General features: G+C 38.5%; 20 protein-coding genes, 3 pseudogenes and 3 riboswitches. Of the genes and pseudogenes, 1 reads left to right on the top strand and 22 read right to left on the bottom strand.

From position 1 onward, the window contains the following. Positions 1-96: 96 nt before the first annotated feature. Positions 97-198: riboswitch (purine riboswitch) on the bottom strand. A 184-nt stretch (positions 199-382) separates the two neighbouring features. The 12 genes and pseudogenes from ACVIJU_RS03785 to ACVIJU_RS03730 form a co-directional block, all read right to left on the bottom strand. Further along, positions 383-1,709 (bottom strand): annotated as a pseudogene (locus ACVIJU_RS03785) (NCS2 family permease). A gap of 137 nt (positions 1,710-1,846) precedes the next feature. Beyond that, positions 1,847-1,948: riboswitch (purine riboswitch) on the bottom strand. A gap of 38 nt (positions 1,949-1,986) precedes the next feature. Beyond that, positions 1,987-3,507 (bottom strand): glutamine-hydrolyzing GMP synthase, encoded by a 1,521-nt coding sequence (gene guaA, locus ACVIJU_RS03780; RefSeq protein WP_456687915.1) that lies wholly within the window; start codon positions 3,505-3,507, stop codon positions 1,987-1,989. A gap of 115 nt (positions 3,508-3,622) precedes the next feature. Next, positions 3,623-3,724: riboswitch (purine riboswitch) on the bottom strand. A gap of 33 nt (positions 3,725-3,757) precedes the next feature. Continuing rightward, on the bottom strand, positions 3,758-5,923 hold the full coding sequence (locus ACVIJU_RS03775; protein ID WP_456687271.1) for a DUF4129 domain-containing transglutaminase family protein: 2,166 nt from the start codon (positions 5,921-5,923) through the stop codon (positions 3,758-3,760). After that, the gene (locus ACVIJU_RS03770) at positions 5,923-7,125 is read right to left on the bottom strand and encodes a DUF58 domain-containing protein (protein ID WP_456687914.1); all 1,203 of its coding nucleotides are present in this window, start codon (positions 7,123-7,125) and stop codon (positions 5,923-5,925) included. The genes ACVIJU_RS03775 and ACVIJU_RS03770 overlap by 1 nt, the downstream gene beginning before the upstream one ends. A gap of 5 nt (positions 7,126-7,130) precedes the next feature. Further along, on the bottom strand, positions 7,131-8,084 hold the full coding sequence (locus tag ACVIJU_RS03765) for an AAA family ATPase (RefSeq protein ID WP_144597444.1): 954 nt from the start codon (positions 8,082-8,084) through the stop codon (positions 7,131-7,133). 250 nt (positions 8,085-8,334) lie between these two features. Then, the gene (locus ACVIJU_RS03760; RefSeq protein ID WP_144597442.1) at positions 8,335-9,051 is read right to left on the bottom strand and encodes a 5-formyltetrahydrofolate cyclo-ligase; all 717 of its coding nucleotides are present in this window, start codon (positions 9,049-9,051) and stop codon (positions 8,335-8,337) included. A 256-nt stretch (positions 9,052-9,307) separates the two neighbouring features. Then, the gene (locus ACVIJU_RS03755) at positions 9,308-9,475 is read right to left on the bottom strand and encodes an aspartyl-phosphate phosphatase Spo0E family protein (protein ID WP_082829641.1); all 168 of its coding nucleotides are present in this window, start codon (positions 9,473-9,475) and stop codon (positions 9,308-9,310) included. A 352-nt stretch (positions 9,476-9,827) separates the two neighbouring features. Continuing rightward, positions 9,828-9,983 (bottom strand): annotated as a pseudogene (locus tag ACVIJU_RS03750) (helix-turn-helix domain-containing protein); the annotation flags it as partial. A gap of 53 nt (positions 9,984-10,036) precedes the next feature. Next, positions 10,037-10,240, bottom strand: coding sequence for a hypothetical protein (locus tag ACVIJU_RS03745; RefSeq protein ID WP_144597440.1), 204 nt, complete (start codon positions 10,238-10,240; stop codon positions 10,037-10,039). A gap of 147 nt (positions 10,241-10,387) precedes the next feature. Further along, positions 10,388-10,570: a hypothetical protein gene (locus ACVIJU_RS03740; RefSeq protein WP_144597438.1), complete on the bottom strand. Its 183-nt coding sequence runs from the start codon at positions 10,568-10,570 to the stop codon at positions 10,388-10,390. A 44-nt stretch (positions 10,571-10,614) separates the two neighbouring features. Next, on the bottom strand, positions 10,615-11,094 hold the full coding sequence (locus ACVIJU_RS03735) for a hypothetical protein (protein ID WP_144597436.1): 480 nt from the start codon (positions 11,092-11,094) through the stop codon (positions 10,615-10,617). A gap of 61 nt (positions 11,095-11,155) precedes the next feature. Then, the gene (locus tag ACVIJU_RS03730; protein ID WP_144597435.1) at positions 11,156-11,635 is read right to left on the bottom strand and encodes a V4R domain-containing protein; all 480 of its coding nucleotides are present in this window, start codon (positions 11,633-11,635) and stop codon (positions 11,156-11,158) included. A gap of 221 nt (positions 11,636-11,856) precedes the next feature. Here ACVIJU_RS03730 and ACVIJU_RS03725 point away from each other — a divergent pair, with 221 nt between their 5' ends. Further along, positions 11,857-12,492 (top strand): hypothetical protein, encoded by a 636-nt coding sequence (locus tag ACVIJU_RS03725; RefSeq protein ID WP_456687270.1) that lies wholly within the window; start codon positions 11,857-11,859, stop codon positions 12,490-12,492. A 370-nt stretch (positions 12,493-12,862) separates the two neighbouring features. Here ACVIJU_RS03725 and ACVIJU_RS03720 read toward each other — a convergent pair whose 3' ends face one another. The 10 genes and pseudogenes from ACVIJU_RS03720 to ACVIJU_RS03675 all read right to left on the bottom strand — a co-directional run bounded on the left by ACVIJU_RS03720 (position 12,863) and on the right by ACVIJU_RS03675 (position 23,294). Next, positions 12,863-13,363: a 3-phenylpropionate/cinnamic acid dioxygenase subunit beta gene (locus ACVIJU_RS03720; protein ID WP_456687269.1), complete on the bottom strand. Its 501-nt coding sequence runs from the start codon at positions 13,361-13,363 to the stop codon at positions 12,863-12,865. After that, the gene (locus ACVIJU_RS03715) at positions 13,356-14,690 is read right to left on the bottom strand and encodes an aromatic ring-hydroxylating oxygenase subunit alpha (protein ID WP_117017176.1); all 1,335 of its coding nucleotides are present in this window, start codon (positions 14,688-14,690) and stop codon (positions 13,356-13,358) included. The genes ACVIJU_RS03720 and ACVIJU_RS03715 overlap by 8 nt, the downstream gene beginning before the upstream one ends. Before the next feature lie 102 nt (positions 14,691-14,792). Further along, positions 14,793-15,530, bottom strand: coding sequence for an ABC transporter ATP-binding protein (locus tag ACVIJU_RS03710; RefSeq protein ID WP_066252126.1), 738 nt, complete (start codon positions 15,528-15,530; stop codon positions 14,793-14,795). Next, a complete protein-coding gene (locus tag ACVIJU_RS03705; protein WP_456687268.1) occupies positions 15,530-16,306 on the bottom strand; it encodes an ABC transporter ATP-binding protein in 777 nt (258 codons plus the stop codon). Before ACVIJU_RS03705 ends, ACVIJU_RS03710 begins: the two co-directional genes overlap by 1 nt. Beyond that, positions 16,299-17,351, bottom strand: a complete 1,053-nt coding sequence (locus ACVIJU_RS03700) for a branched-chain amino acid ABC transporter permease (protein WP_066252130.1) — start codon at positions 17,349-17,351, stop codon at positions 16,299-16,301. The genes ACVIJU_RS03705 and ACVIJU_RS03700 overlap by 8 nt, the downstream gene beginning before the upstream one ends. 13 nt (positions 17,352-17,364) lie before the next feature. Then, a complete protein-coding gene (locus ACVIJU_RS03695; protein WP_117017175.1) occupies positions 17,365-18,246 on the bottom strand; it encodes a branched-chain amino acid ABC transporter permease in 882 nt (293 codons plus the stop codon). Between the two features lie 76 nt (positions 18,247-18,322). Continuing rightward, positions 18,323-19,510, bottom strand: coding sequence for an ABC transporter substrate-binding protein (locus ACVIJU_RS03690; RefSeq protein WP_456687267.1), 1,188 nt, complete (start codon positions 19,508-19,510; stop codon positions 18,323-18,325). Positions 19,511-19,821: 311 nt separating this feature from the next. Further along, positions 19,822-20,976, bottom strand: coding sequence for an iron-containing alcohol dehydrogenase (locus ACVIJU_RS03685; RefSeq protein WP_144597423.1), 1,155 nt, complete (start codon positions 20,974-20,976; stop codon positions 19,822-19,824). A 27-nt stretch (positions 20,977-21,003) separates the two neighbouring features. Then, positions 21,004-22,456, bottom strand: a pseudogene (locus tag ACVIJU_RS03680) (aldehyde dehydrogenase family protein). A gap of 181 nt (positions 22,457-22,637) precedes the next feature. After that, positions 22,638-23,294 (bottom strand): GntR family transcriptional regulator, encoded by a 657-nt coding sequence (locus ACVIJU_RS03675; RefSeq protein ID WP_063388846.1) that lies wholly within the window; start codon positions 23,292-23,294, stop codon positions 22,638-22,640. Positions 23,295-23,297 lie beyond the last annotated feature (3 nt).

Genomic DNA, 23,297 nt, shown 5'->3' with positions numbered 1-23,297 from the left:
AAGGCATAAAAAAAGCCCGCTTCTGCATTTTCCCTGTCAATAAGGGAAAGTAACACAAACCGGGCATAAACAATATGTATGCTCAGTTGAAAAATCTTGCCGATTACTTTCCCTCATAGTCCAACAATTTACGGTTGTTGGGTAGAAACTTTTGGGCCATATTCCCAAGATTATATGAGGTTTTAGTTTTCATATGCTGTTTTCGACTCCATCTTAACAATGAAAAATCATTATGTCAACGATAAAATCGAACATTATTTTTCTTTAAACACCGAATGTTCGGATTTTGACGAACCTTGATCATGATCTGTGCCGTTTCACTGCCTTTTGAAACAAAAGAAAAGGATCAGACAGCATTTCAGTCTGATCCTTCGACTTCTTATTAATTGACAAGAAAGATGAAATAAAGCAGAAATACAATAGATAAACCATACAAAATCGGATGAATCTCTTTTCCTCTTCCTTTCAAAAGCATCGTGATCGGGTAGAAAATAAAGCCGATAGCAATACCGGTTGCGATGCTGTACGTTAATGGCATTGTAATCAAGATTAAAAACGCCGGAACAGCAATTTCAAACTGATCCCATTTTATTTGCCCTAAAGATGATACCATTAAAACTCCGACAATAATGAGCGCTGGAGCCGTAACAGAAGATGTAATAACGCTCAATAGCGGCGAGAAAAATAAAGCTAATAGGAAACATCCTGCCGTTATAATGGAAGCAAAACCTGTCCGCGCGCCTGCCGCAACCCCTGCTGACGATTCTACATAAGAAGTGGTTGAAGATGTTCCTAAAATCGCTCCGACAACTGTTCCCATTGAATCAGATACTAAAGCTCTGCCGATTCGCGGAAGTTTATTGTTTTTCAATAACCCTGCTTGATTGGCAACCGCAACCAGCGTTCCTGCCGTATCAAAAAAGTCAACAAACATAAACGTTAAGATTACGACAAGCATTTGTAAAGAAAAAATATCTCCTAAATGTCCTAAAGCTACTCCAAACGTCGGAGCCAAGCTCGGAATTTCCCCAATAATTTTATCCGGTTTTGGTACAAGGCCAAAAATCATTCCGACAACGGCCGTAATCACCATGCCGTAAAACACGCCGCCTTTCACTTGCCGAACCATTAAAATAATCGTAATAGTTAATCCAAAAATAGATAGAAGAGTATTTCCATTCCGCAAGTCTCCCAAGCCGACAAGAACAGCGTCATCATTAACAATTATGCCTGCATTTTGAAAACCGATAAATGTGATAAACAATCCGATTCCCGCACCGACTGCATGCTTCAGCTCCGGCGGAATGGAATCAATAATTTTTTCCCGCAATCCGCTAAGCGTCAGCAAGACAAGAAAGAGACCTGAAACAAGAACACCTGAAAGGGCTGTTTGCCAAGGGATGCCGTACGTCAAAACGACAGTAAAAGCAAAGAACGCGTTCAATCCCATACCGGGAGCAAGAGCTACCGGATACCGTGCCACAATACCCATGATGAGTGTCCCGATGGCTGCAGCCAACGCGGTCGCAGTGAAGACAGCTCCTTGATCCATTCTCAATTCATTGGGAAAATCAGCAACAGAGCTTAATGAAAGCGTTGCTGGATTGACAAACAAAATATAGGCCATTGAAAGAAATGTTGTAATTCCGCCAATAATTTCCCTGCGGTAATTAGTGCCAAGTTCATCCAAATTGAAAATATTTTTTCATTATAAAGTCCTCCTACAATTGGCTGTATAAAAAACTTTAAGCAAAAAAATAAGCGCTCCATTCCAAGGATGCGCTTGACCATGAGGTTGCTGAAAGCCCAATGTGAGAAAGGAAAAGGATCCTCTCCTCCTTCAGCCATCGAACCGTCAACACCTCGTAGTCAAGCTATTTACGGTAGCTTGGTAGAAACTTTCGGGCCATATTCCCGAAATTATACGAGAATGTTTATATTTATTATATAAAAATGATAATTCCGATTTATACAAGTTGGTCAGATTTATTCCCATTCAATTGTTGCCGGCGGCTTGCTTGTAATATCGTAGACAACTCGGTTCACGTGCGGCACTTCATTGACAATCCGCGTAGAGATCACTTCCAGCACTTCCCACGGAATACGAGCCCAATCTGAAGTCATGCCGTCAATTGAAGTGACAGCACGGATTCCAATTGTATGATCGTACGTGCGGGCATCGCCCATCACACCTACGCTGCGGATGTTAGGCAAAACGGTGAAATATTGCCAAATGTCCCGCTCTAATCCGGCTTTTTTAATTTCTTCTCGTAAAATAGCATCGGATTCCCGAACAATCTCTAGCTTTTCTTCCGTTACTTCTCCTAAAACCCGAATGGCTAATCCTGGTCCCGGGAACGGCTGGCGCCAAACGATTTCATCTGGAATACCAAGCTCTGTTCCAAGTGCGCGAACTTCGTCTTTAAAGAGTGTATTCAATGGTTCAATCAGTTGAAATTTCATATCCTCCGGAAGTCCGCCGACATTGTGATGCGATTTGATCGTTTGCGCCGTCTGCGTACCGCTTTCGATAATGTCTGTATAAAGTGTTCCTTGAGCAAGAAACTCAATGCCCTCCAATTTTGCCGCTTCATCATCAAAAACATAGATAAACTCGTTGCCGATGATTTTTCTTTTCTTTTCCGGGTCAGTAACACCCTTCAATTTTTCTAAAAAGCGGTCTTTTGCATCTACTTTAATGACATTCATGTTAAACCCTTCGCTAAACGTCTTCATGACGCTTTCCGCTTCCCCTTTGCGAAGGAGTCCGTGGTCAACAAAAATGCACGTTAATTGATTGCCGATCGCTTTATGGATTAAAACGGCTACAACAGATGAGTCCACCCCGCCGCTTAGCGCGCACAGCACTTTCTTATTTCCGACAGTTTTGCGGATGTTCTCTATTTGCATTTCAATAAAGTTTTCCATCGTCCACGAATTTGTGCACCCGCAAATACGGAAAACGAAATTTTTCAATAGGTCGTTTCCAAATTCTGTATGGCGCACTTCGGGATGAAATTGAACCCCGTACATGTTCCGCTCACCATTGCTGATTGCGGCAAATGGACATGATGGGCTAGTGGCGTCTACTTTAAAGCCGTTCGGAATATCGGCCACAAGATCCCCGTGACTCATCCAAACGATTTGATCATCAGGCAAGCCTTCAAACAACGGCGATTTTTCCTTTACTTGTAAAGCTGCTTTCCCATATTCCCGGTGCTTCGCCTTTTCCACTTTTCCCCCGAGCAAATAGGTCATTAATTGCATGCCATAGCAAATTCCGAGCACTGGAACCCCGAGTTCAAAAATCCGCTCGTCGCAGCGAAAAGACTTTTCGTCATATACGCTGTTTGGACCCCCTGACAAAATAATTCCTTTCGGATTCATTTTTTTGATATCTTCTATCGACAGCGTATGCGGATGAAGCTCGCTGTAAACACCAAATTCGCGAATTCTGCGCGTAATTAATTGATTGTATTGGCTGCCGAAATCTAACACTAAGATCATGTCTTGGATGTTCTCCAACGTGTTCACCTCATTATTTTGATGGATCAATATATTGTTTCACATCTGACTTCAAAAAAATAGAATTCTACCGAAAAAAAGGCAGAATTCTAGTACATCTACTAACTTCTGCCTTCATAGTCGGGTTATTTACGGTAACCCGGTAGAGACTCTCGAACCATATTATCGAGGATATACGAAGGAGCTTCCCGCTATGAATTTTTTCTTATCATACCAAGTGATCAAGACCCGGTCAAGAAGTTGTTTTTTTGATTAAATCTTCCCATAATTCTTTCGATTGCTCCCATTCCTTGCTTGGATCATCGCCCCGATACAGCGCCCGCTCATAAATGTAAGTTAATTGCGACATACTATTTGTTCCAAACATTTGATCAATCTGTTTTGCATATTCTCTTAACGTTTGCCCGTTTTCCCGTTTGTAGCCACATCTTTCCAGAGATTTAAGCAAAAGCCTGTATGCTTTCAAAAAATCTTTCTCATCATGATTCCGTTTATAGAAGCTAGTCATCCAACTGGTCATCCATTTATTTCTCGTTTTGAAAAGTATTAACACACATGCCGCTATAAACAAGATGAAACCGATGGAGACAATAACAGCTGGTGATAGCGAAAAAGGGAATTTCTTTGGCTGCTTAGTATCATCCGTATCGATTTGTTCTTGACTTTCTTCCTCAAGCGGCTGACTTTGTTCTTGTTCGGCAGCGGATGAATCTTGTTGATTTTCATCTGATTGATGTGCAAATTCCTGCGGATTGGAAAAACCGATCGTCGGTTCAAAAGGGACCCAGCCAATTCCAGAAAAATAAACCTCTACCCACGAATGGGCATTGTTGCTAGTTACTTCATACACTTCCAATCCTTCGCTTGTCGTTTCCACAAACTGCCCTGGGGTATATCCCTTTACCCAGCGCGCCGGAATTCCGACAGACCGAAGAAGAACAACCATAGATGTCGAAAAATTGTCGCAATATCCTTTCTTCGTTTCAAATAAAAACTGATCGACATAATCTTCATCCAATTCCGGGACAGCCACATCATTCGTTTCATATACAAACGGTTCTTTCAAAAAATACTGTTCAACCGCCTTGGCTTTATCATAAAAGTTGTTTTTATCTTTTGTAATCTCCACAGCGAGATTTTTCACGCGTTCCGGAAGGCTTGCGGGAAGCTGCGTATATCGTTCGACCAATTCTTTTGGAGCACCTTCATTCGAGTGAACAGCCTGCAATTTTTCAATTTCAAACAAGGGATAAGAATATTTCAAAGAATAACTGGAAAGCCGTTCCCCCGATTCATTAAACATTGGGAATATATTCTCCGTAACATGTTCGATGCGGTATTGATCAGCATCACTGGAAATTTCCTGCAATCCAAGCGGATAAATAATATGCTGATATGGATATTCGCGCTCAATTTCTACAGTCGAAACAAGCTGTTCCGTTTGAACCTGACTACTCGTCAAGTTTAAATACGGACCGATAAATCCATTTGCAATGGAAAATTGTCTGTCGCTTGTCATCCAGCCTTTTCCTGTATAAACATCTTTTGTTTCAACTCGCCAATAATGCTGTCTTTCTACATACGCCCGAAAAGCAGGTGCATCGTTTGGAATGAACGGACCGCCCAATTGCTCATCATTGGTACCATAACCGATTTTTTTGACAACCGAATTTGACAAATGCTCCCCTTCTCCGTCCTGTTTATACTTCGAAAAATACGGTAAAGGGTCTGGCCATTGGGGGGCCGCTTTCGGAGCGAGCCACCCGATCGCAGCAGAAACAACAATCATTGCCAAAAGCGGCACAATCCATTTCCAATACAAAATAGACCTAAACGGAATTTTCTCCGAAAAAATCATCCTTTCAAAATACAGAAGACCTAAAAGGAAAAATCCAACCACCGCTAACCGTATAATCGCATAAGTTGCATCATATGGCGAAAACGTATCTAATACTGCCACATACGTAATAGTTAAAATTAAAAATAATAAAATTCTTTTTCTCTGAATAATCCAATAGTTTAATAAATAGACAAGCAGCCACAATAATACAAAGAAAAGAAACGTCCGGAATGGAGGAGTCATTCCGCCGAAATACCTTTCGGTGATCAAGTTTAAGTTATAGCGAAGATCATGAATAAATTCTAATATCCATCCTATTTCAAAAACAGAGCCGTTGTAAAACAGCTGATGAATAAAAAAGAAAATATAACATAATTTAACCGGATACGAGATATACCATTTTAGCTGCATAAATGTAAAAAAGAGAGAAATTCCGATAAATATAACGAAAATAACGGTATAGATAGAATCAGTCGAATATTCAAGCGGCCGCAGCCATTCCCACAGCAAAATAAACGATAGCAAATATAAACAAAAGTTAACGATTTGCTGTTTCATTATCGGCTTCCCACCCTTTGCGCTGCATCTCGGAACATGCCGGCGTCAACAGTGCGGACAGTTATCGAATGCCGCCGCAATTTATCTATTAGTTCTTGATCTCTTCTCCGCTTTTCAACCGCTTTTGTCACATGCCAAATGGTGACATGACGCGGCTTCGGAAACGCTAGAAGCTTGTCAATCAAGGAAGAGTGTAAATGACTTGTCATAATCATGATAGATGAATGCTGTCCCCATTTGTTCAATTCCTCTAAAAGCTGGTTGATAAACTCGTCCTCACCATCGCAATCCGCTACTGCTAAATGATACAGGATATGCTTCCAATGATGCTCATGATTTGATATAGGAAAAACTTTCTTCGTTTTCCCAACCGAAACTACCCCGAGCTTGGAACCGTTTTTGAGCACTGCTTTAGAGAACGAAGCTGTAAATGAGATAAGCTCTTCAAATGACGATGACTTTGTTCGATCGATGAAACAAACAATTTGTTGGCTATTTAGCTGCTCAAATTCCTTTGTCATGATCGAATGGCGTCTCGCTGTCGCCTTCCAGTCTATCCAAGATAATTTGTCTCCTGGTTCATATTCCCTTACCCCAGCAACAATCGAAACATCTTTTATATATCGTGTTCTTGCAAAACCTGCATCCTTTTCAAGTGAAAGTTGTTGGGGACGGTACTGAAACTCAAAAAATGGCGGATAGACCACAATGTGATTGTTTGCCGAATAAATGCCTTCTCTTTCAATGATTCCAAACAAATCTCCTGTTTTAAATCGCACTGTTTCAAAATGATGGGATCCCCTCGGAAGATTAGATAACGAATATTGGAATGAAAAACGTTTTTTCCACCAAGGAAACAATACAATCTTCGCTGATCCAAAATTTTTCAGCTTTTCAGGAAGGACATCCTCAACGATTCCAAAGAAAAAAGGGAAGGGAAACGGCTGTTCAATTTCGATAGTACAAACAAGCGGTTCGCCTGCTTGAAATTCCGTTTTATTTAATTTGCGCCGAACTCGCAGCTTCTTCAGCGGATAAAGAGCCAACGCAACAGAATAAACAACAAACGGCAGCAATGAATACAATAAAAACCAGCTGACAAACCCTCCTTGAAACATGGCATATGCAAAGGAAGCCGCCACGAGCAATATTAAAAAAGCAAGGTTCCACGCCAGCCGTGTGCCTTTTAGCAAGCCTTTCATTGATTTCACAGCGACCTCACTACAGGCACAGGGATTTCGGCAAGAATATCTTCAATGATTTGTTCAGCTGTTCTCCCTTCATAACGCGCTTCAGATGTCAAAATAATGCGATGGGGCAGGACATGCACGGATAAATATTGAACATCATCGGGGATCACATAATCTCGGGCATGAATAAACGCATACGCCTGAGATGCCTTCATAAGTGCAACAGAACCACGGGGACTGACTCCTAAATAGACGGAATCATGGTTCCGCGTCTTATTTACGATGTCTACAATATAATGTTTAATCGTATCATCTACATATACTTGTTTGATTTCTTCCTGAAGTGCCGTTAGTTCGTCTTTGGTGATGACTGACGTTAGTTCATCAAGCGGCTGTCCTTTTTCAGCTCTTGTCAACACTTCTACTTCTTCTGTAACGGAAGGATAGCCCATTTTCAGTTTTAGTAAAAATCGATCCAATTGAGCCTCCGGCAACGGATAAGTTCCTTCATACTCAACGGGATTTTGTGTCGCCATAACGAAAAAAGGTTTTTCAAGCGGCATTGTCACGCCATCAATGGTGACACTTCCTTCCTCCATGCCTTCAAGCAAGGCGGATTGGGTCTTTGGTGAGCTTCGATTTATTTCATCGGCCAAAATAATATTAGCCATAATCGGTCCTGGTCGGTATTCAAATTCAATTGTTTTCGGATTATATATCGATACTCCAGTAACGTCTGAAGGCAGTAAATCAGGTGTAAACTGAATTCTTTTAAAATCAGCCCCAACAGACTTTGCCAATGCCTTCACCATCATCGTTTTTCCAACTCCGGGTACATCTTCGAGAAGCACATGCCCTCCAGCAAGCAATGCCGACAAACTTAAAATGACCAGTTCACTCTTTCCTACAATAACTTTTTCAACATTTTCGACAATTTTTTCTAATTTTGGATGCATCGTCTCCCCTTGCATTTATAGGCCTCCCAATCATCATATCTGCACTTCTAACTCTATTATACAATTGCCTAATAGCAGAAAAAAACGATTCGTTTTCAAACTGTTTAAAATTTATTGTACATTGTTACGTTTTCTTCTGAGAAAAGAATAAGGGGTAGAAAATTGAGAATTTTCACAAACTTTATGCGGAGTATTCCTAGTTTTCCTGCTTCTAAATGAATGGGATGACGTCATGCTAAATAAAGTAAATGCAAGGGAATGATCGTTAAGAACGCTTGTATAGCATTGCCCAAATTTCTTTTAAAACAGGCATTTGTTCTTTCTCTTCTTCACTTACTTGTTCCCAAATGATTCCTTCCGGCTTTGAATAAGGAGTGTTCGTTTTGATCAATTCTTTTTCTGTAGCAATCCAATCAACCGTCAAATCATACGGATCAATAGGAAAATCGTCTTCTACCAGCTGAATGCTATGAACAGTCGTGACGACAGGAACAGAAGGCTGCCCAAGCTCCCGAATAATGGCATATTCGCGATCAGCATATCCTTCGCCTTTTCCAATTCTGCGCCCGTCCCTATGGACTGCAACCGATCCAACCACGATGAAATCAATAGTTGGCAGCTGATCGAGAGAGATCTCCCTTCCGAACGTATTCATATGTTTCAAGCTGGCGGCTTTTCTCTCTTCTCCTTTTGGCACCCATTCAGGCTTCACCATGATAAAACCGGATTTTAATCTTGGAGTTGGCATAAGAAGAGTCTTTCCATCAATTAGCACTTTCGTCCGAATTGGAAGCTGCGGAGCATCAGGGTTCACCTTTACGACGTTTGCCGATTTATATTCAGGCATCGAAGCAACAATTTTTGCAGCTTGTTCAGCTCCTTTGAAATTTGGAATTCTATTTTTCAGCGGAAACGGAAAGCGTCCAAGCTTCTCTTTTTCAAGCTGAGTCCATATTTTTTCCCTGACGGCCTGTTTATCCATCTTCTAAACCTTCTTCCTGCGCTGTGATTTAACCTTTACAAATAAAAAAGCAGAGCCAATTGACAAACGAAAAGATGATGTTTTCATATTCTATCTTGGGGCTCATAGAACAAGAACAGCGGTATACTCCGGGAATCTAAAATATGTGTCGGAAAATCAAAAGAGCTGCCATTCTTACGATTGCCCAATTTGAAAGCTGAAAGGTAGATACCATTTTGATTCAAGATGGGAGATAATTTTATCAATACTGCCAAGTTCACTTCGTTTTTTTTAAGAGCTCGATTTGGTATTGATGAATCAGCTTATCAAGTTCCTGGCTGATTTTTAACACAACCTCAGATGTATATCCATATTTCTCAGCCAATGAAATCATATATGCTCGTTCATTTTCTATTTTAATAGATAGAATATTCATTTTATTCATTTTTCAGTAACCCCATTTTTTACGAGTTTTAGTAGTATTAATAGTACCATACTCTTACGAATAATGTAAAGATTTGTAATTTATTGAAGAAATTTGCGGAAGAAGGGGGTAAATTCCCCCATTTAAAAAGTATTGGGGTTTATTTTCTCCACCGTGTAGAAAAAAACGTTCCTAGCACAATAAACCCATTGTAAAATTTTTAAAATAGCGTTCACTTAAAAAATCGGATAATTATTTTTGTAAATTTCCTGAATGGATTGTATTTTCTGATGAAAATCCTCTGAAGCAGCCTGAGCGTGCAAGAGGGAGTAGAGTTTATTGGACAAATTGTCATGATTATAAAACTTGCGCTTTATTTCATTTTGACTTCAATGAGCCCTAAGAAAAGATAAATATTGACCGCAGCATGAACATCAAAGAAGCCTTGGCTCGACGATAAATCAAACCCGCCAATTTCTTGCATCCTCTTCAGTCGGTAACGAACAGACCCTAATGAAACATGCATTCTTTCGGTTGTTTTATATAGATGTCCGTTATTTTCAACATACCAATAAAGCGTTTCTAATAAATCTGAGCATGCTTGTCATCGTAGTTTTTTATTTTTTGAAGCATTGTATGTGCAAAGGCTTCCATTTCCGGTAAATTTTCAGAGCATATTAACTCCGCAACCGCTAAAAACTCCTTAAATGCTTTGACTTTCGCATTGCTTTTAGAAAACTTCATAATCTTAATTGTTTTTTCTGCTTCTTTTAATCCTTTTTTCAAATCTGATGCTTGCTGACATAAACTGCTGATCCCCAATTTCATTTCAAAAGGTTTAATCTCGGAGAAAATCTGATCAATTAGCCATTGCCCGCATGAAACTTCAGATGAAAATTGACGGATAAAATCTTCAGGAATAACAGCAATCAGCTAATTGACTTTTGTTGTCATTATGCATGCTAAACCTTGCTGCTTGATCAATTTATTTAAGCTTTCAGCTGCTGCAGTTTTATAATGATTAAGCGAATCTTCAAGCTCTTTTCGATTAAACTCTTGGCTGCTGTCCAGATGAAACAAAAACACATATTGCGGTTGATTAAGATTGTATCCCATTAATTTTAATCGGTAAGTAAGCTCCTCTTCTGAAAATTCCCCCCCTAAAAACGGCGTTCAGCAATTCTCTTTTTAATTCGTTGTTCGTTTTCAAACGCAGAAGTTTCATTTATTATTTGCATAACACAAATGGATGCCGCCTTTTTAATGACGATATAGTCCAATTCCGAAAAGCCTTCTGATTCACGAATTAGTGAAACATAACCAAAAATATTGTTTCTTACAAAAACAGGAGATATTAATTTTTCAAATGTATAGCCTTTTGCTGAAGAAACTTTTATCCGATTCGTATTACATTTTTCTTTTATATCTACTGTTTCCACTTTCTCCCTCACATAATCAGCGCTGTTTAAATAAATTTTTCGAAGCGAATCGCTCGCTTCAATCAACTGACGGTGAGAGTTTTCCAGCAGAAGAGCACAATTCATCTCAACCGCTAAAGTGTTCAATATCCCCTTTAGTCCACACCCATTTAATAGCGAATTTGTCAACTTTTCAATAATCATAAGAGCTTTCTTAAACATTTCTTTCTGCCTTTCTATCCTTATAAAAGCTTTGTCTAGCTCTTGTCCTAAATTTTCCTCTTCATAATAAGGCAGCTCTTTTTCGATTTCTTCTCCCCAATCCTAAAACCGGTTTGGCAATCCAATGACAATGCGGATCACCCTTTCCTTCACACTCAACTTCTTTAAAAATTACTTTTCTACCCAACTGATTGCTCACATATCCGCCTGCAAATCCTATTAGTGTAAAACATACTGGATCAGAAGATAATCCAAAGGTGGCAATATGGTGTTCAGCTTCTTGTGAATGCTTCCAATAGCCTTCTGAATAATAATCTTTTGTTACAGGGTCGATATGCAGCTCTTTAACTGAAATGCCTAAATCAGCCGTTATGCCGTGCATATGCGAACCAGCGATAAACAGTTCTTTCAATGTCAGCGTATGATAAGCATCTTTCCTTCTTAAATGATTTGAAAAATTATTGCCGCAATCCCAGCCATACCGTAATAAAAAACCTTTAGCTCTGTCGAGACCTAAAGCTGAAATTAAATGATTTCGCAAAGTATTTAAGATTGCCCAGATTCAGGCAAAAATTTCATCATTTCGTTGGAGTCTAAAACTTCCCCCATTTCCATCCCCCTCACCACAAACTATTAGCATTTTTTATCAAAATTATCATAATATTTAATAAATTTTCAGGAAATTTTATATAAGATATCAGTAATGAACAGAATTGATTCTGTTAAAAATGTAAGCGTTAACAAAAAGAGGGGGAGAATAATATGAATAAATTTGAAGAACAAATTTATAATTGCATGAAACCCGTTGAAGAATTGCTGGCTAAAACAACCAATCCACTGCATATTGCGATTCTTGAAAACTTCCGCCGACACGTTCATCTGGAAGGCGCCGGCATGTTCAATGAAATTGTTTCTTCCGATATGATGGTCGATCACCCCGTTTATCGTGTTACTTGGGGAAGCGAGCCAACTGTTATTGAAGGAAAAGAAGGAGTCCTCAACTTCTATCATATTGCATCAAAATCAGTACTTTGGCATTCTGATGACTTGCTAGCTGTGGCTGATTGGGGAATTGCAGATGAACTGACTTTCCACCAATTAATTAAAGGCCAAGGATTGCTTGATTTAGGATTTGAAGTAGATGATCCGGACAAAATTTATCATTACTCAAGCCGTCAAGTATTTTTATGGCCGTATGATGAAACGGGGAGACTTAAGGGAGAGCATCTTTACGAAGATAAAAGTACAGTAAAAATTGTAGAAGTGGATCCTGCTGACATCATCACACCAGAACGAGTTGCCGAAATCCACCGGGAATGCTTGGCAAAATTAGAAGCAGAAAAACCGCCGAAATATTGGACGCTGGAAGTTATAAAACAACAGCTGGAAGGCAAATGATAAAATGAGTTTTCATGAAGACGAACACACGATCATTCATTTTTTGAGTCTAGTACATCATGAATGAATGCCCGACGCGAGGGAGCTAATTTAACTCTCTCGCGTTTTATGCATCTAAACATGGCAAGCTGGCAAATTTATGCCCAATGTAATCAAAGCAAAAAAAGCCGTTAAACATTTCGAATCATAAACTAAACGATTGGAATATCAGCAAATCTATCATTTCCTTTAAGCTATTTCCGCCTTTACAGAAAATATAGAAGCTTCATAAATCCTTTCCAATCATTTTCTTCTTCAAGCAGCAAACAGCCTAAATATGTTGATAATTCGAGAAATGGGCAAAAAAAATATATTGGCACATACACGTTTTTTATAAAAACATACTGACATTCATGACTGATAATACGGACTGATCTGGATGCACAGTTCGTTTTGCTATTTTCCATTTTCCATTCACTTTCCGAATAATATCTTCTCTTTCTCCGAACAATTCCTCAGTTTTTGCTTCTGAACTTCTGCTGCGCTTAAATAGAAAATAACTTCTAACCTTATATTCATTAGAGCGGGAGCCAGGCTCAACGACCACATTGCTTATAAAATGCCTCTGCCTTGTAGGCGGGTTTTCGACCCAGGCTGATTTCGTATAAAGTCTTTCGACCTTTATCTCTATGTCCTTTTTCGAATCTGCAAAATAAGTCATTTCAGTATTTAAATTGCTTCCCATTTTGTTATCAACGGTTACCCGCAGGGGCATCGTGTATTGAATATCATCATCAAGCAATTCAAGCCATTCCCGATATTTTCGGTGGTCAAGCAAATAGGCCTCATAATATAAAAATTGAGAAATTTCATATTGAATATCACTATTCATGAGATTTCACCTCTGGCTCTTTCGTAATCAGCTCCAGCCAGTATTTATGCATACTTCTTGCAATATGATCTGTATAGCAAGTTGGGTACGCTTTTCCCGGTCCCGGAAAATTCTCATCCGGATCTAAGTGATCTAATCCCATTAAGTAGTTGAGCATATTGTTGTAGCTGAGATTTCGATCTCTTGCCATTAACCCTTGGCTGGCCTCAACAATGCGAGCCCAATTTTCCGTATCATCCTGTTCAAGAGTACCTGCCGCGCCAAACGTTGCAATAAAGCCTTTGTACGATTTTTCCTTATAATCTTCCGGCAGCGCCTTATCAATCATATACCAAACCCAAATTTCAACTTGATCGGGCCCTAACGGCCGCCATACTCTAAATTGAAGATGATTATACTTTGTTCCTTCTGTTCCGCTGCAAGAGCTTAAGAATGATAGATTTGGAAAAACTCCGCCAACAAAATTTTGAACTCTAGAAAAAATGTCCAATTGTTCTTTATTTAAATTTTTCTCAAACATCGACCACATCGATTCAGGCATACCTTGGTATATGTTATTCGATCTTCCAGTAGCAGATGTAATTACATTAATTCCATGTCCGTTTGACAAAACAACTTGATGTCCATATGATGCATACAAAGGATCGCTCGGTGTAAGCTTCAATTCCACGGCGGATCTATGAGTCGTTTGAACATGGTAAGGATCTGCCGCGAAATTTTCACTTGTCATTTTCCAATTTGCTTTTGCCACCCATCGTTGAGGGACTCCCCTCACTTCCATCCCTCCGTCGCTCCGGCCAAGCATTATATCAAAATACCATTTCATTTCGCCTAAATAATCTTCTAAAGACATAGCGTCAGGATCAAGATTTCCAAAAATCATTCCTTGATAGCTTTCAACACGAGGAACTGGGCGCAGTCCCCACTCGCTTTTATCCATCGATTCCCCAAATACTTTATTCCCTGCAACAACCCCGATCAGTTCACCGTTTAAATTATAAGTCCAGCCATGATAAGGGCATGAAAATGCTTTTTTATTTCCATAATCTTCTGTACACAAACGAACACCCCTATGAGAACAAGAGTTCAAAAATGCGTTGATTTCTCCATTTTTATTTTTCACTAAAATAATCGGGTCATCGACCATCATCCTCGTAACAAAGCTTCCTGGTTCTTTTAATTCCGATTCGTGCGCCAGAAACTGCCATGTTCTGCCGAAAATTCTTTCTTTTTCTAGTTCGTATATTTCCGGATCTGTAACTAACCATTGAGGAAATCGGCCGTTTTCTATATTTTTCTCAACTTCCTTCCAATCTATCGTTCTCATATCCGTTCCCTTCCTCCTTTGGTTATTGGAATATTCGGAATTCTATGCCGCCAAACTCCCGGCTTTTGGGCAAGTTAGGTTAGTACAGACCTGTTGTTTATACTAAAGCTTTAGTCTTTCTTTTTTGCTTATACCTAAATACGTATCTTTTATTTTTTCATCTTCCAGCAAATCGCTCGCTTTTCCTTGAATGACAATTTCTCCGCGATCCAATACACAAGCGTGATCTGCAATTTGCAAAGCTGCTTTGACGTTTTGTTCAATTAACAAAATGGTCGTTCCAAATGTTTTTTTCATTTGCTTTAAAATATTCATAATGTCTTTGACAATAAGCGGAGCCAATCCTAAAGACGGTTCATCCAGCATCATTAGTTTTGGCTTCGCCATCAGCCCGCGGCCTATGGCAACCATTTGCTGCTCGCCGCCGCTCAACAATCCGCCCGGTCGATCCAACATTGTTTTTAATTTAGGGAAAAAGTCTAGAACTTGCTCGAAATCCTCCATAACACTTTTTTTGTCATTTTTATATCGGTGATAAGATCCTAACAGCAAATTATCCTTAACAGAAAGATCATCAAAAATTTGTCTTCTTTCCGGGACAAGACAAATGCCTTTTTCAACGATCTTTTCTACTTTACCATAAGAAATTTCTTCATTTTCAAATACAATGGTTCCTGATCTCGGTTTATAAATGCCTGCTATTGTTCCAAGAAGGGTGCTTTTCCCGGCGCCATTTGACCCTACCATCGCAAAGATTTCGCCTTGTTTTATTTCAAAGTGAATCCCTTTCAAAACGTGCAAATATCCGTGGTACGTATGAAGGTTGTCTACTACTAACATTAGATTGCTTCCTCCTCTCCCAAATAGGCTGCAATAACTTTAGGATTGCTTGAAATTTCTTCAGGCGTTCCTTCCGCAATTTTTTTCCCATAGTCAAGAACTACAATTTTATCTGCAATCGACATCACCGTTTCCATATCATGTTCAACAAATAAAAATGTCATCCCTTGTTTTCTCATATTTTTCAGTACATTCACTAGATTGCGGGATTCCTGCGGATTCAGCCCGGCCATCGGTTCATCCAGTAAAATAAATGAAGGCTCTGCAGCTACTGCCCTGGCAATCTCTAATAATCTTTGATTTCCATAAGGCAATGTTTCAGCTCGTTCAAAAGCTAAATCAGCAATACCGACCTGTTCAAGGCATTGCAATGCTTGTTGCATTACCTCTTTTTCTTCTTTATAAACGTTCGGCAATCGCAGGCCTGAGCTTAAAATTCCAGTTTTTAATCTTATATGACTTCCTGTCATCACATTTTCGATGACGGTCATATTATTAAATACTTGCAAATTTTGAAATGTTCTTGTCATCCCAAGACTTGCAATTTGATAAGGTCTTTTCCCGATGATGGAAACGCCTTTAAAGGTTATTTTTCCGCTTGTTGCCGGGATGACACCTGTCACTAAATTAAAAAGGGTTGTTTTGCCGGCGCCATTTGGACCTATTACAGCAACAATTTCCCCTTTTTTCACTTCAAACGAAACATTTTCAACGGCATTTACACCGCCGAATGATTTTGAAAGATTTTCGACTTTTAATAATGTTTCCTCAGTCATGAATATCACTTCCCGTTGACTTCTTTGAAAATGCTGAAACTGGTTTATTTTTAAAGCTTGAAGTGATTCTTTTGATAAAATGAAAGATCGCTTTTGAAATTCCATTTGGCATGTATATTAAAATAACTACAAGCAGCACGCCGAAAAATACAATTTCGAATTCCCCGCTAGCATTGGGAATAATTTTCGGTACAATATCTTTCAACAATTCTCCTAAAAATACATATATCGCTGCTCCGATCAATCCGCCCCAAATATTCCCTATCCCACCGATGACAACCATTATTAAAAAGTAGATAGATGTCATCATTTCAAACAATTGAGGATTTATAAAGGTGACATAGTGTGCGTATAAGCTTCCAGCAATTGAAGCATAAACGGCGCTTAATACAAAAATTTGCAATTTATATTTATTAATATTTATACCAATTGCTTCCGAAGCAATTTCGCTGCCATGGATAGACATTAAAGCTCTTCCGACTCTTGATTGAACAATATTGCGCGCAAAGAAAATTCCTAAAAAGACAAAGATCCAAATTAAGAAGTAAAATTGAAAATCTGTTGAAAATGAAATGCCGAATAAGCTTAAAGGAGGTATGCCAAAAAACCCGTTTAATCCTCCAGTTATTGTTTTCCACTCTTTAAAAAATGTAAATATGATCACTCCAAATCCAAGAGTGGCTAAGGCTAAATAATGCCCTTTTAGTTTAAATACTGGAATACCAATGATTAAAGAAACGAGTGATGCAATAATCGCCCCAACTAAAATTCCTATCCAGGAAGGCATCTGCAATGTAGCCGTAAAATATGCAGAGGTATAGGCACCAATACCGTAAAAAGCTGCATGCCCGAGGGAAATTTGCCCTGCATATCCGATTAATAGCGTCAGTCCAGTAGTGACCAATGAGTAAAAACCGATCATAATGAAAGTACTTAAAATATAATTATTTGATTGAAAAATAAAAGGAAGAAGCATAATAACGACAAAAAAGATAAGAGGACCTTTCAAACTCCTGTTGTATATTTTCGTTAAATTGTTATCCATTTTTTCCTCTCCTCTAAACACGTTTTCCTGATACTTTCGAGAACAATCCATTTGGCATGAAGAATAATACGATTAAAAGAAGAGTGAAGCTAATGGCATCTTTATATCCTGAAGATAAATATCCTTCCGTAAAAGATTCTAATATTCCGATTAAAAATGCTCCGGCAATAGCAGCAGGTGCATTTGACAACCCTCCAATTACTGCAGCAATAAATGCTTTTAAGCCAATCATGATTCCCATATCATACGAAGCACCCGAAATGGGGGCAATCACTATTCCTGCGAGCGCTCCAAGACCAGCACTAATGGATACTGCCCAAAACGACATTTTTTGGGGGCTGATTCCCATTAGCCTTGCTGCAAAACGATTGACAACACAAGCTGTTACCGCTTTTCCTAAGTAGGTTTTATTAAAAAAGTAGTAAAGGACAGCTAAACTTAATAAGGAAATGCCGATAGCCCATAAGCTTTGCGGCTGAATGGTAGCATCAAAAAAATTGATATTCTGATTTCCAGAGAAAGGACGCAGCGCCAAAGGCTGAGTTCCCCAAATTAAAATGCTAATTCCCCGAAATACAAAAGCTGCACCTATCGTAATAATAAGAAGTGTTGCGGTTGATGAATTTCTTGCAGGATAAATTGCCAACCTTTCGAACAAACCACCGATAATCGTGACTATGACAATACTTACTGCTATTGCAATAATTAATGGAAAGCCCATATTGACAAACGAAATACAAGTAAGTGCACCCAGCATGGCAAAATCGCCTTGTGCTAAATTTAAAAGGCCGGTTATGTTGAAAATAATGACAAATCCAATAGCAATCAGTGCATAGATGCTTCCAATGGTCAGTCCAGAAAAAATTAACTGAATAAATTGGCTGGTCAGTTCCATTCCCACACTTCCCTTCTATTTTTGGTCTTTAGGGATCTTCCCCGTACTTTTAATCGTTGAAGATCCCTTTACAACATTATTCTGCAATGACAAATTTGCCGTCTTTGATTTGAACCATAACTAAGCTGCTTTCATCAAGGCCAGTATGATTATCTTTCGAAAAATTGAATATTCCGGAAATTCCAACAAAATTTTTCGTATCCTCGAGCTGTTCTCTAATTTTTTCTTTGTCAGTTCCGGCTTTTTCAATTGCATTCACTAATAAATAGAATGCGTCCCAAGTATGGCCTCCAAACGTATTTGCGTCATGGTTGAATTTTGCTTTAAAATCCTCTTTATACTTAATAAGTGTTTCTTTTTGTGGATCATTATCCGGCAATTGTTCAGCGACAATTAAACGCCCTGCAGGAAAAATAACTCCTTCCGCTGCTTCTCCGGTTAACTCAATAAACTCTTTAGTACCAATTCCCTGACTTTCAATAATGGGAAGTTTCATTCCTAATTGATGGAGATTTTTCGTAATAACTGAAGACTCCTGAGCAGTTCCCCAAACGATAATTGCCTGTGGATTTGATTTCTTTACGCGAGTCAGCATCGCTTTCGCATCATCAACAGTTGCTTCAAATTCCTCTTCAATAACAGCTTCAATGCCGTATTCACCTTTCAGGCGATTAAATTCTTCATGAGCACTTGTGCCGTATTGGTTGGCAACATTCAGCCAGGCAATTTTCGTTAAATTTTTTTCTTTCAAATAGGCTAAAATTTTAGGAATTACTACATCATCACTTTGTGTCGTTTTGAAGATCCAGTCCCGTGAAGAATTATCATCAGGTTTTACAATTTGTTTACTTGTAGCTGATGCAATGAATGGAGTTTTTGACTTTTCCGCAAGCGGCACCATTGCTAAAGCATTTCCGCTTAGCGTACCCCCAACAACAGCCAATACTTTATCCTGCTCAATTAATTTTTTCATAGACAGCACGGCTTCATTTTGATCGGACTTATCATCATAGGCAATCAGCTCTATTTTCTTTCCATCTATTCCATCGTTTTCATTTACTTGCTCCACCAGCATTTTTACCGTTTCCATCTGTGATTTTCCTAAAGGAGCACCGCCGCCCGAAGCTGAATAAATAGCACCAATTTTAATGACATCGGAACCACCGGAATCATTATTTTTTCCACCGGCGCTTTCAGAATTTCCGCATGCTGCCAGCATAGAGAGAAATAACATCAAAATGATCAACGAAACAAATTTTTTCAACGTAACCCCCTCCTTTATTTTTGGCAAAATTCCTTAAAAGCTTTATCTTTCTTAGTGACAACGCTTTCATATTAGTGAAATCAGAGGACCACCCCTTTCCTTTGACCAACAAATCATCAATAATATTATATATGATTTAAGATATGGTTTCAAATATTCCGAAAATTACTTCTATTTGTTTTTTTGCTAGCTTTTATTCGTTTTTTTATAACGGAATTAAAAATATTTTGGAATCAGTTTGATATCAATCGATTTTTAAATATATAAACATTTTTAAAAATATCTTTTATTTATTCATTCGCCTTATTTTTTTAATAAGCAACTTCTAAAATTTTTAATATATCTTGTTTAGTTACTTCTCTTGGATTCGCTAATATGCTTAATTCCTCATTTAAAGTAGCATCAGCTAAAATGTCAAACTGCTCTCGTTTAACTCCTAATTTACTTAGAGACGGTATTTGAACTTTTTCAGACAAATTTCTCACAGCCTCAATAGCTTGTTTAGTTGCTTTAAAGTCCGATAAATCTTCAACAGGCAAACCCATTGCCTTTGCGACATTCTTAAATCTCTTTTGTACATTTTCATCTTTCGCATTAAAATCCATGACATATGGCAAAGTACAAGCATTTGCTACCCCATGAGGTAATCCACAATAGACACTTAACGGGTGAGCTATTGCATGAACTAAACCTAATAATGCAGAGTTAAATGCAAATCCAGCAAGCATGCTTCCGAGTAACATGTTTGTCCGTGCTTCGATGTTTTTCCCATTATTAAATGCCTTTTCCAGATTGCTATAAATAAGTTCAATTGCTTTTAAAGCGTTGATATCTGTTGGAATAGAATGAAACTTTGATACATATGCTTCAATTCCGTGAGTTAAAGCATCCATACCTGTTGATGCAGTAATATTGGGTGGCAATGCTATTGTAAGTTCAGGATCTACTAGCGCAACATCTGCACCACAATTTCGTCCAGCAATTACCATTTTCTTTTTTCTTTTTGTATCAGTTATAACGGTTACCCCAGTAACTTCACTACCCGTACCTGCAGTAGTAGGAATTGCTATTAAAGGTTTTGTTGGACGTTCAACTTTATTCACTCCTTCATACTTAGCGATTGGACCAGGGTTAGAAATAAGTATATTGATTGCTTTAGCTGCATCAATTGAACTACCACCACCTATTGCGATCAATGCGTCAATTTGTTCGTTTTTGGCTAGAAGAGCTCCTTTTTCTAAAATAGTATCAGGAGGATTTGGAAGAACTTGATTAAACTCAATAATATCAACATTAGTTTTCTTAATCTTTGACAATACTTTTTCAACAATTCCTGCTTTTTGTACACCTTGATCATATATACACATTACTCTTTTTACATGAAACTCTGCTAGGACGTCCTGAAGCTTTGAAGCGGCACCCTTACCAAAGATTACTTGACTAGGAATATTAAATTCAAAATTCATCTTCTACACCTCTCCATTCATTTATTTTTAATTTTCATTCAAATCAATCCAAACATGCTTAGTTTGCGTATACATTTCCATCGCTTGAACACCTAATTCACGACCAAACCCACTTTGTTTTGTTCCGCCAAAAGGTGCTGCACTATCTAATAAACTGTAAGTATTAACCCATACAGTTCCTGCTTTAAGACCGCGAGCCATTCTGTGGGCACGTTTTAAATTATTGGTCCAAATACCAGCAGCTAGTCCATAAATGGTATCATTTGCTTTAATTAATGCATCTTCTTCATCTTTAAACTTAATGACTGATACAACAGGGCCGAATATTTCCTCACGTGCAATCGTCATGTCATTTGTAACGTTTTCAAACACTGTTGGAGTAAAATAGTATCCATTTGCCTCTTTATTTAATCTTTTCCCACCTATTGTCAGTCGAGCCCCTTCATCCAATCCAACAGCAACATAATGTTCTATTTTTTTTAAATGTTCTTCTGAAATTTGTGGCCCCATTTCCGTACTCTGATCAAGCGGATTTCCTACACGAATAGAATTAGCTTTTTTTATGAATAGATCCATGAATTTTTCGTAAATTGACTCCTGTACAAATAAACGAGACCCAGCCGCACATACTTGTCCTTGGGCAAAGTAAATTCCAAAAGCAGACATATTTACAGCTTTTTCAAGACTAGCATCATCAAACACAATATTCGGGGGATTTTCCACCCAACTCAAGTGAAACTGGTTTTAAATTTTTGCTGGCTGCTTGCATAATTAGTTGACCTGTTTTTGTGGACCCTGTAAATGCAATCTTGTCTACATCTGGATGAGAAGCCAAGGCTTGGCCTGCAGTTTCTCCAAAACCTGTTACAACATTAATTACTCCATCTGGAATTCCGACTTCTTGAAATAGTTTTACTAACTCTAAGATACTCACCGGTGTCTGTTCAGCCGGCTTAATCACAATTGTATTTCCAGCTGCAAGAGCAGGAGCCAATTTCCACATAGTAAGCATAAGCGGAAAATTCCAAGGTACTATAGCTCCAATAACACCTAATGGTTCTCTTAGAGTATAATTGAAACGGTTGTTAGGTGATGCTAGTGTTTCACCTTGAACTTTATTTGCCAAACCTGCATAAAATTCTAAAACATCGATCGTTGCTGGTATTGCAATAGACTTGGTATCACTTATTGGCAATCCATTGTCCTGTGATTCCACTTCAGCAAGAAAATCGGCTTTTTCCCACATTTTTTGCGCAGCCTTATACAATAACCTACCTCGGTCACTGGGGGTCATTTTTGTCCAAGGACCTGATTCAAATGCCTTTCTAGCAGCTCTAACCGCCCGATTGACATCATCTGCACCTGCCTCCGCAACGATAGCGTGTACCTCACCAGATCCGGGATTAACTGATTCAAAAGTCTTTCCAGAAATAGCGTCTACCCATTTCCCATCAATAAAAAGTTGATACTTTTTTACCATAGCTTCTCCCCCTTAATATTTCATTTTCTCAAAATATTTTAGAAATCGCTTTCACAAAATACTTATTTTAATACTATATATAAAATTATATACGATATTGGCTGCATAAATATTTATTTTACCTGAACAAATTCAACTGAGTACGGAGTACGATCAGTTGAATTTGTTCGAAATTGTTTTATTATGAAAATTTTTGCCGATTTCTGAATGCTTCTGCTGTATTTAATTTGTGTTGGCGGACAAATTCCTCAATTTGGTTGGGCGGAGCCTTTTCTCGAAGCAATCGAATAATTTCTTCGTGCTCTTTAATGGACTCTTTAGAGCGCTTCGGAACGAGTGTGAAGCCATAAGTCCGTATCCGCTTCATCCTCTGCCAAATTTGCTTAATCTGTTCCTCTAAAAAGTTATTGCCGCAGTTTTCATATATTAAGGTGTGGAACTGATAATTTAATTCACTGAATTGCTCTAATTCAAAATCTTGCAGCGACTGTTTCATCTTTTCGTTTAATTCTTCTAATTTTTTGATCGTCTCCTCCTTTATAATATTAGAACTTAAAACAGTCGCGTAGCCTTCTAGCACCGCCAAAACCGAAATGGTTTGCAAATACTCTTTTTCGTTGATATTGCTTACAACTGCTCCGCTATACGGCTTATATTGAATTAAGCCTTCTGCTTCCAATTGGCGGATCGCTTCTCTGACAGGGATGCTGCTTAAATTCAGCTCTTTTGCAATTTGATCGATTACTATTCGATATCCAGGCCCGTAAGCACCATTTTCAATTCGTGAAAGAATATAATCATATGCAATTTGTGTTTTATTTTTTACCTTCTGTTCCATACT

The sequence above is a fragment of the Aeribacillus sp. SP014 genome, assembly GCF_054055575.1.
The sequence above is the reverse complement of the archived record's forward strand: the minus strand, read 5'-3'. Positions and strand labels throughout refer to the sequence as shown.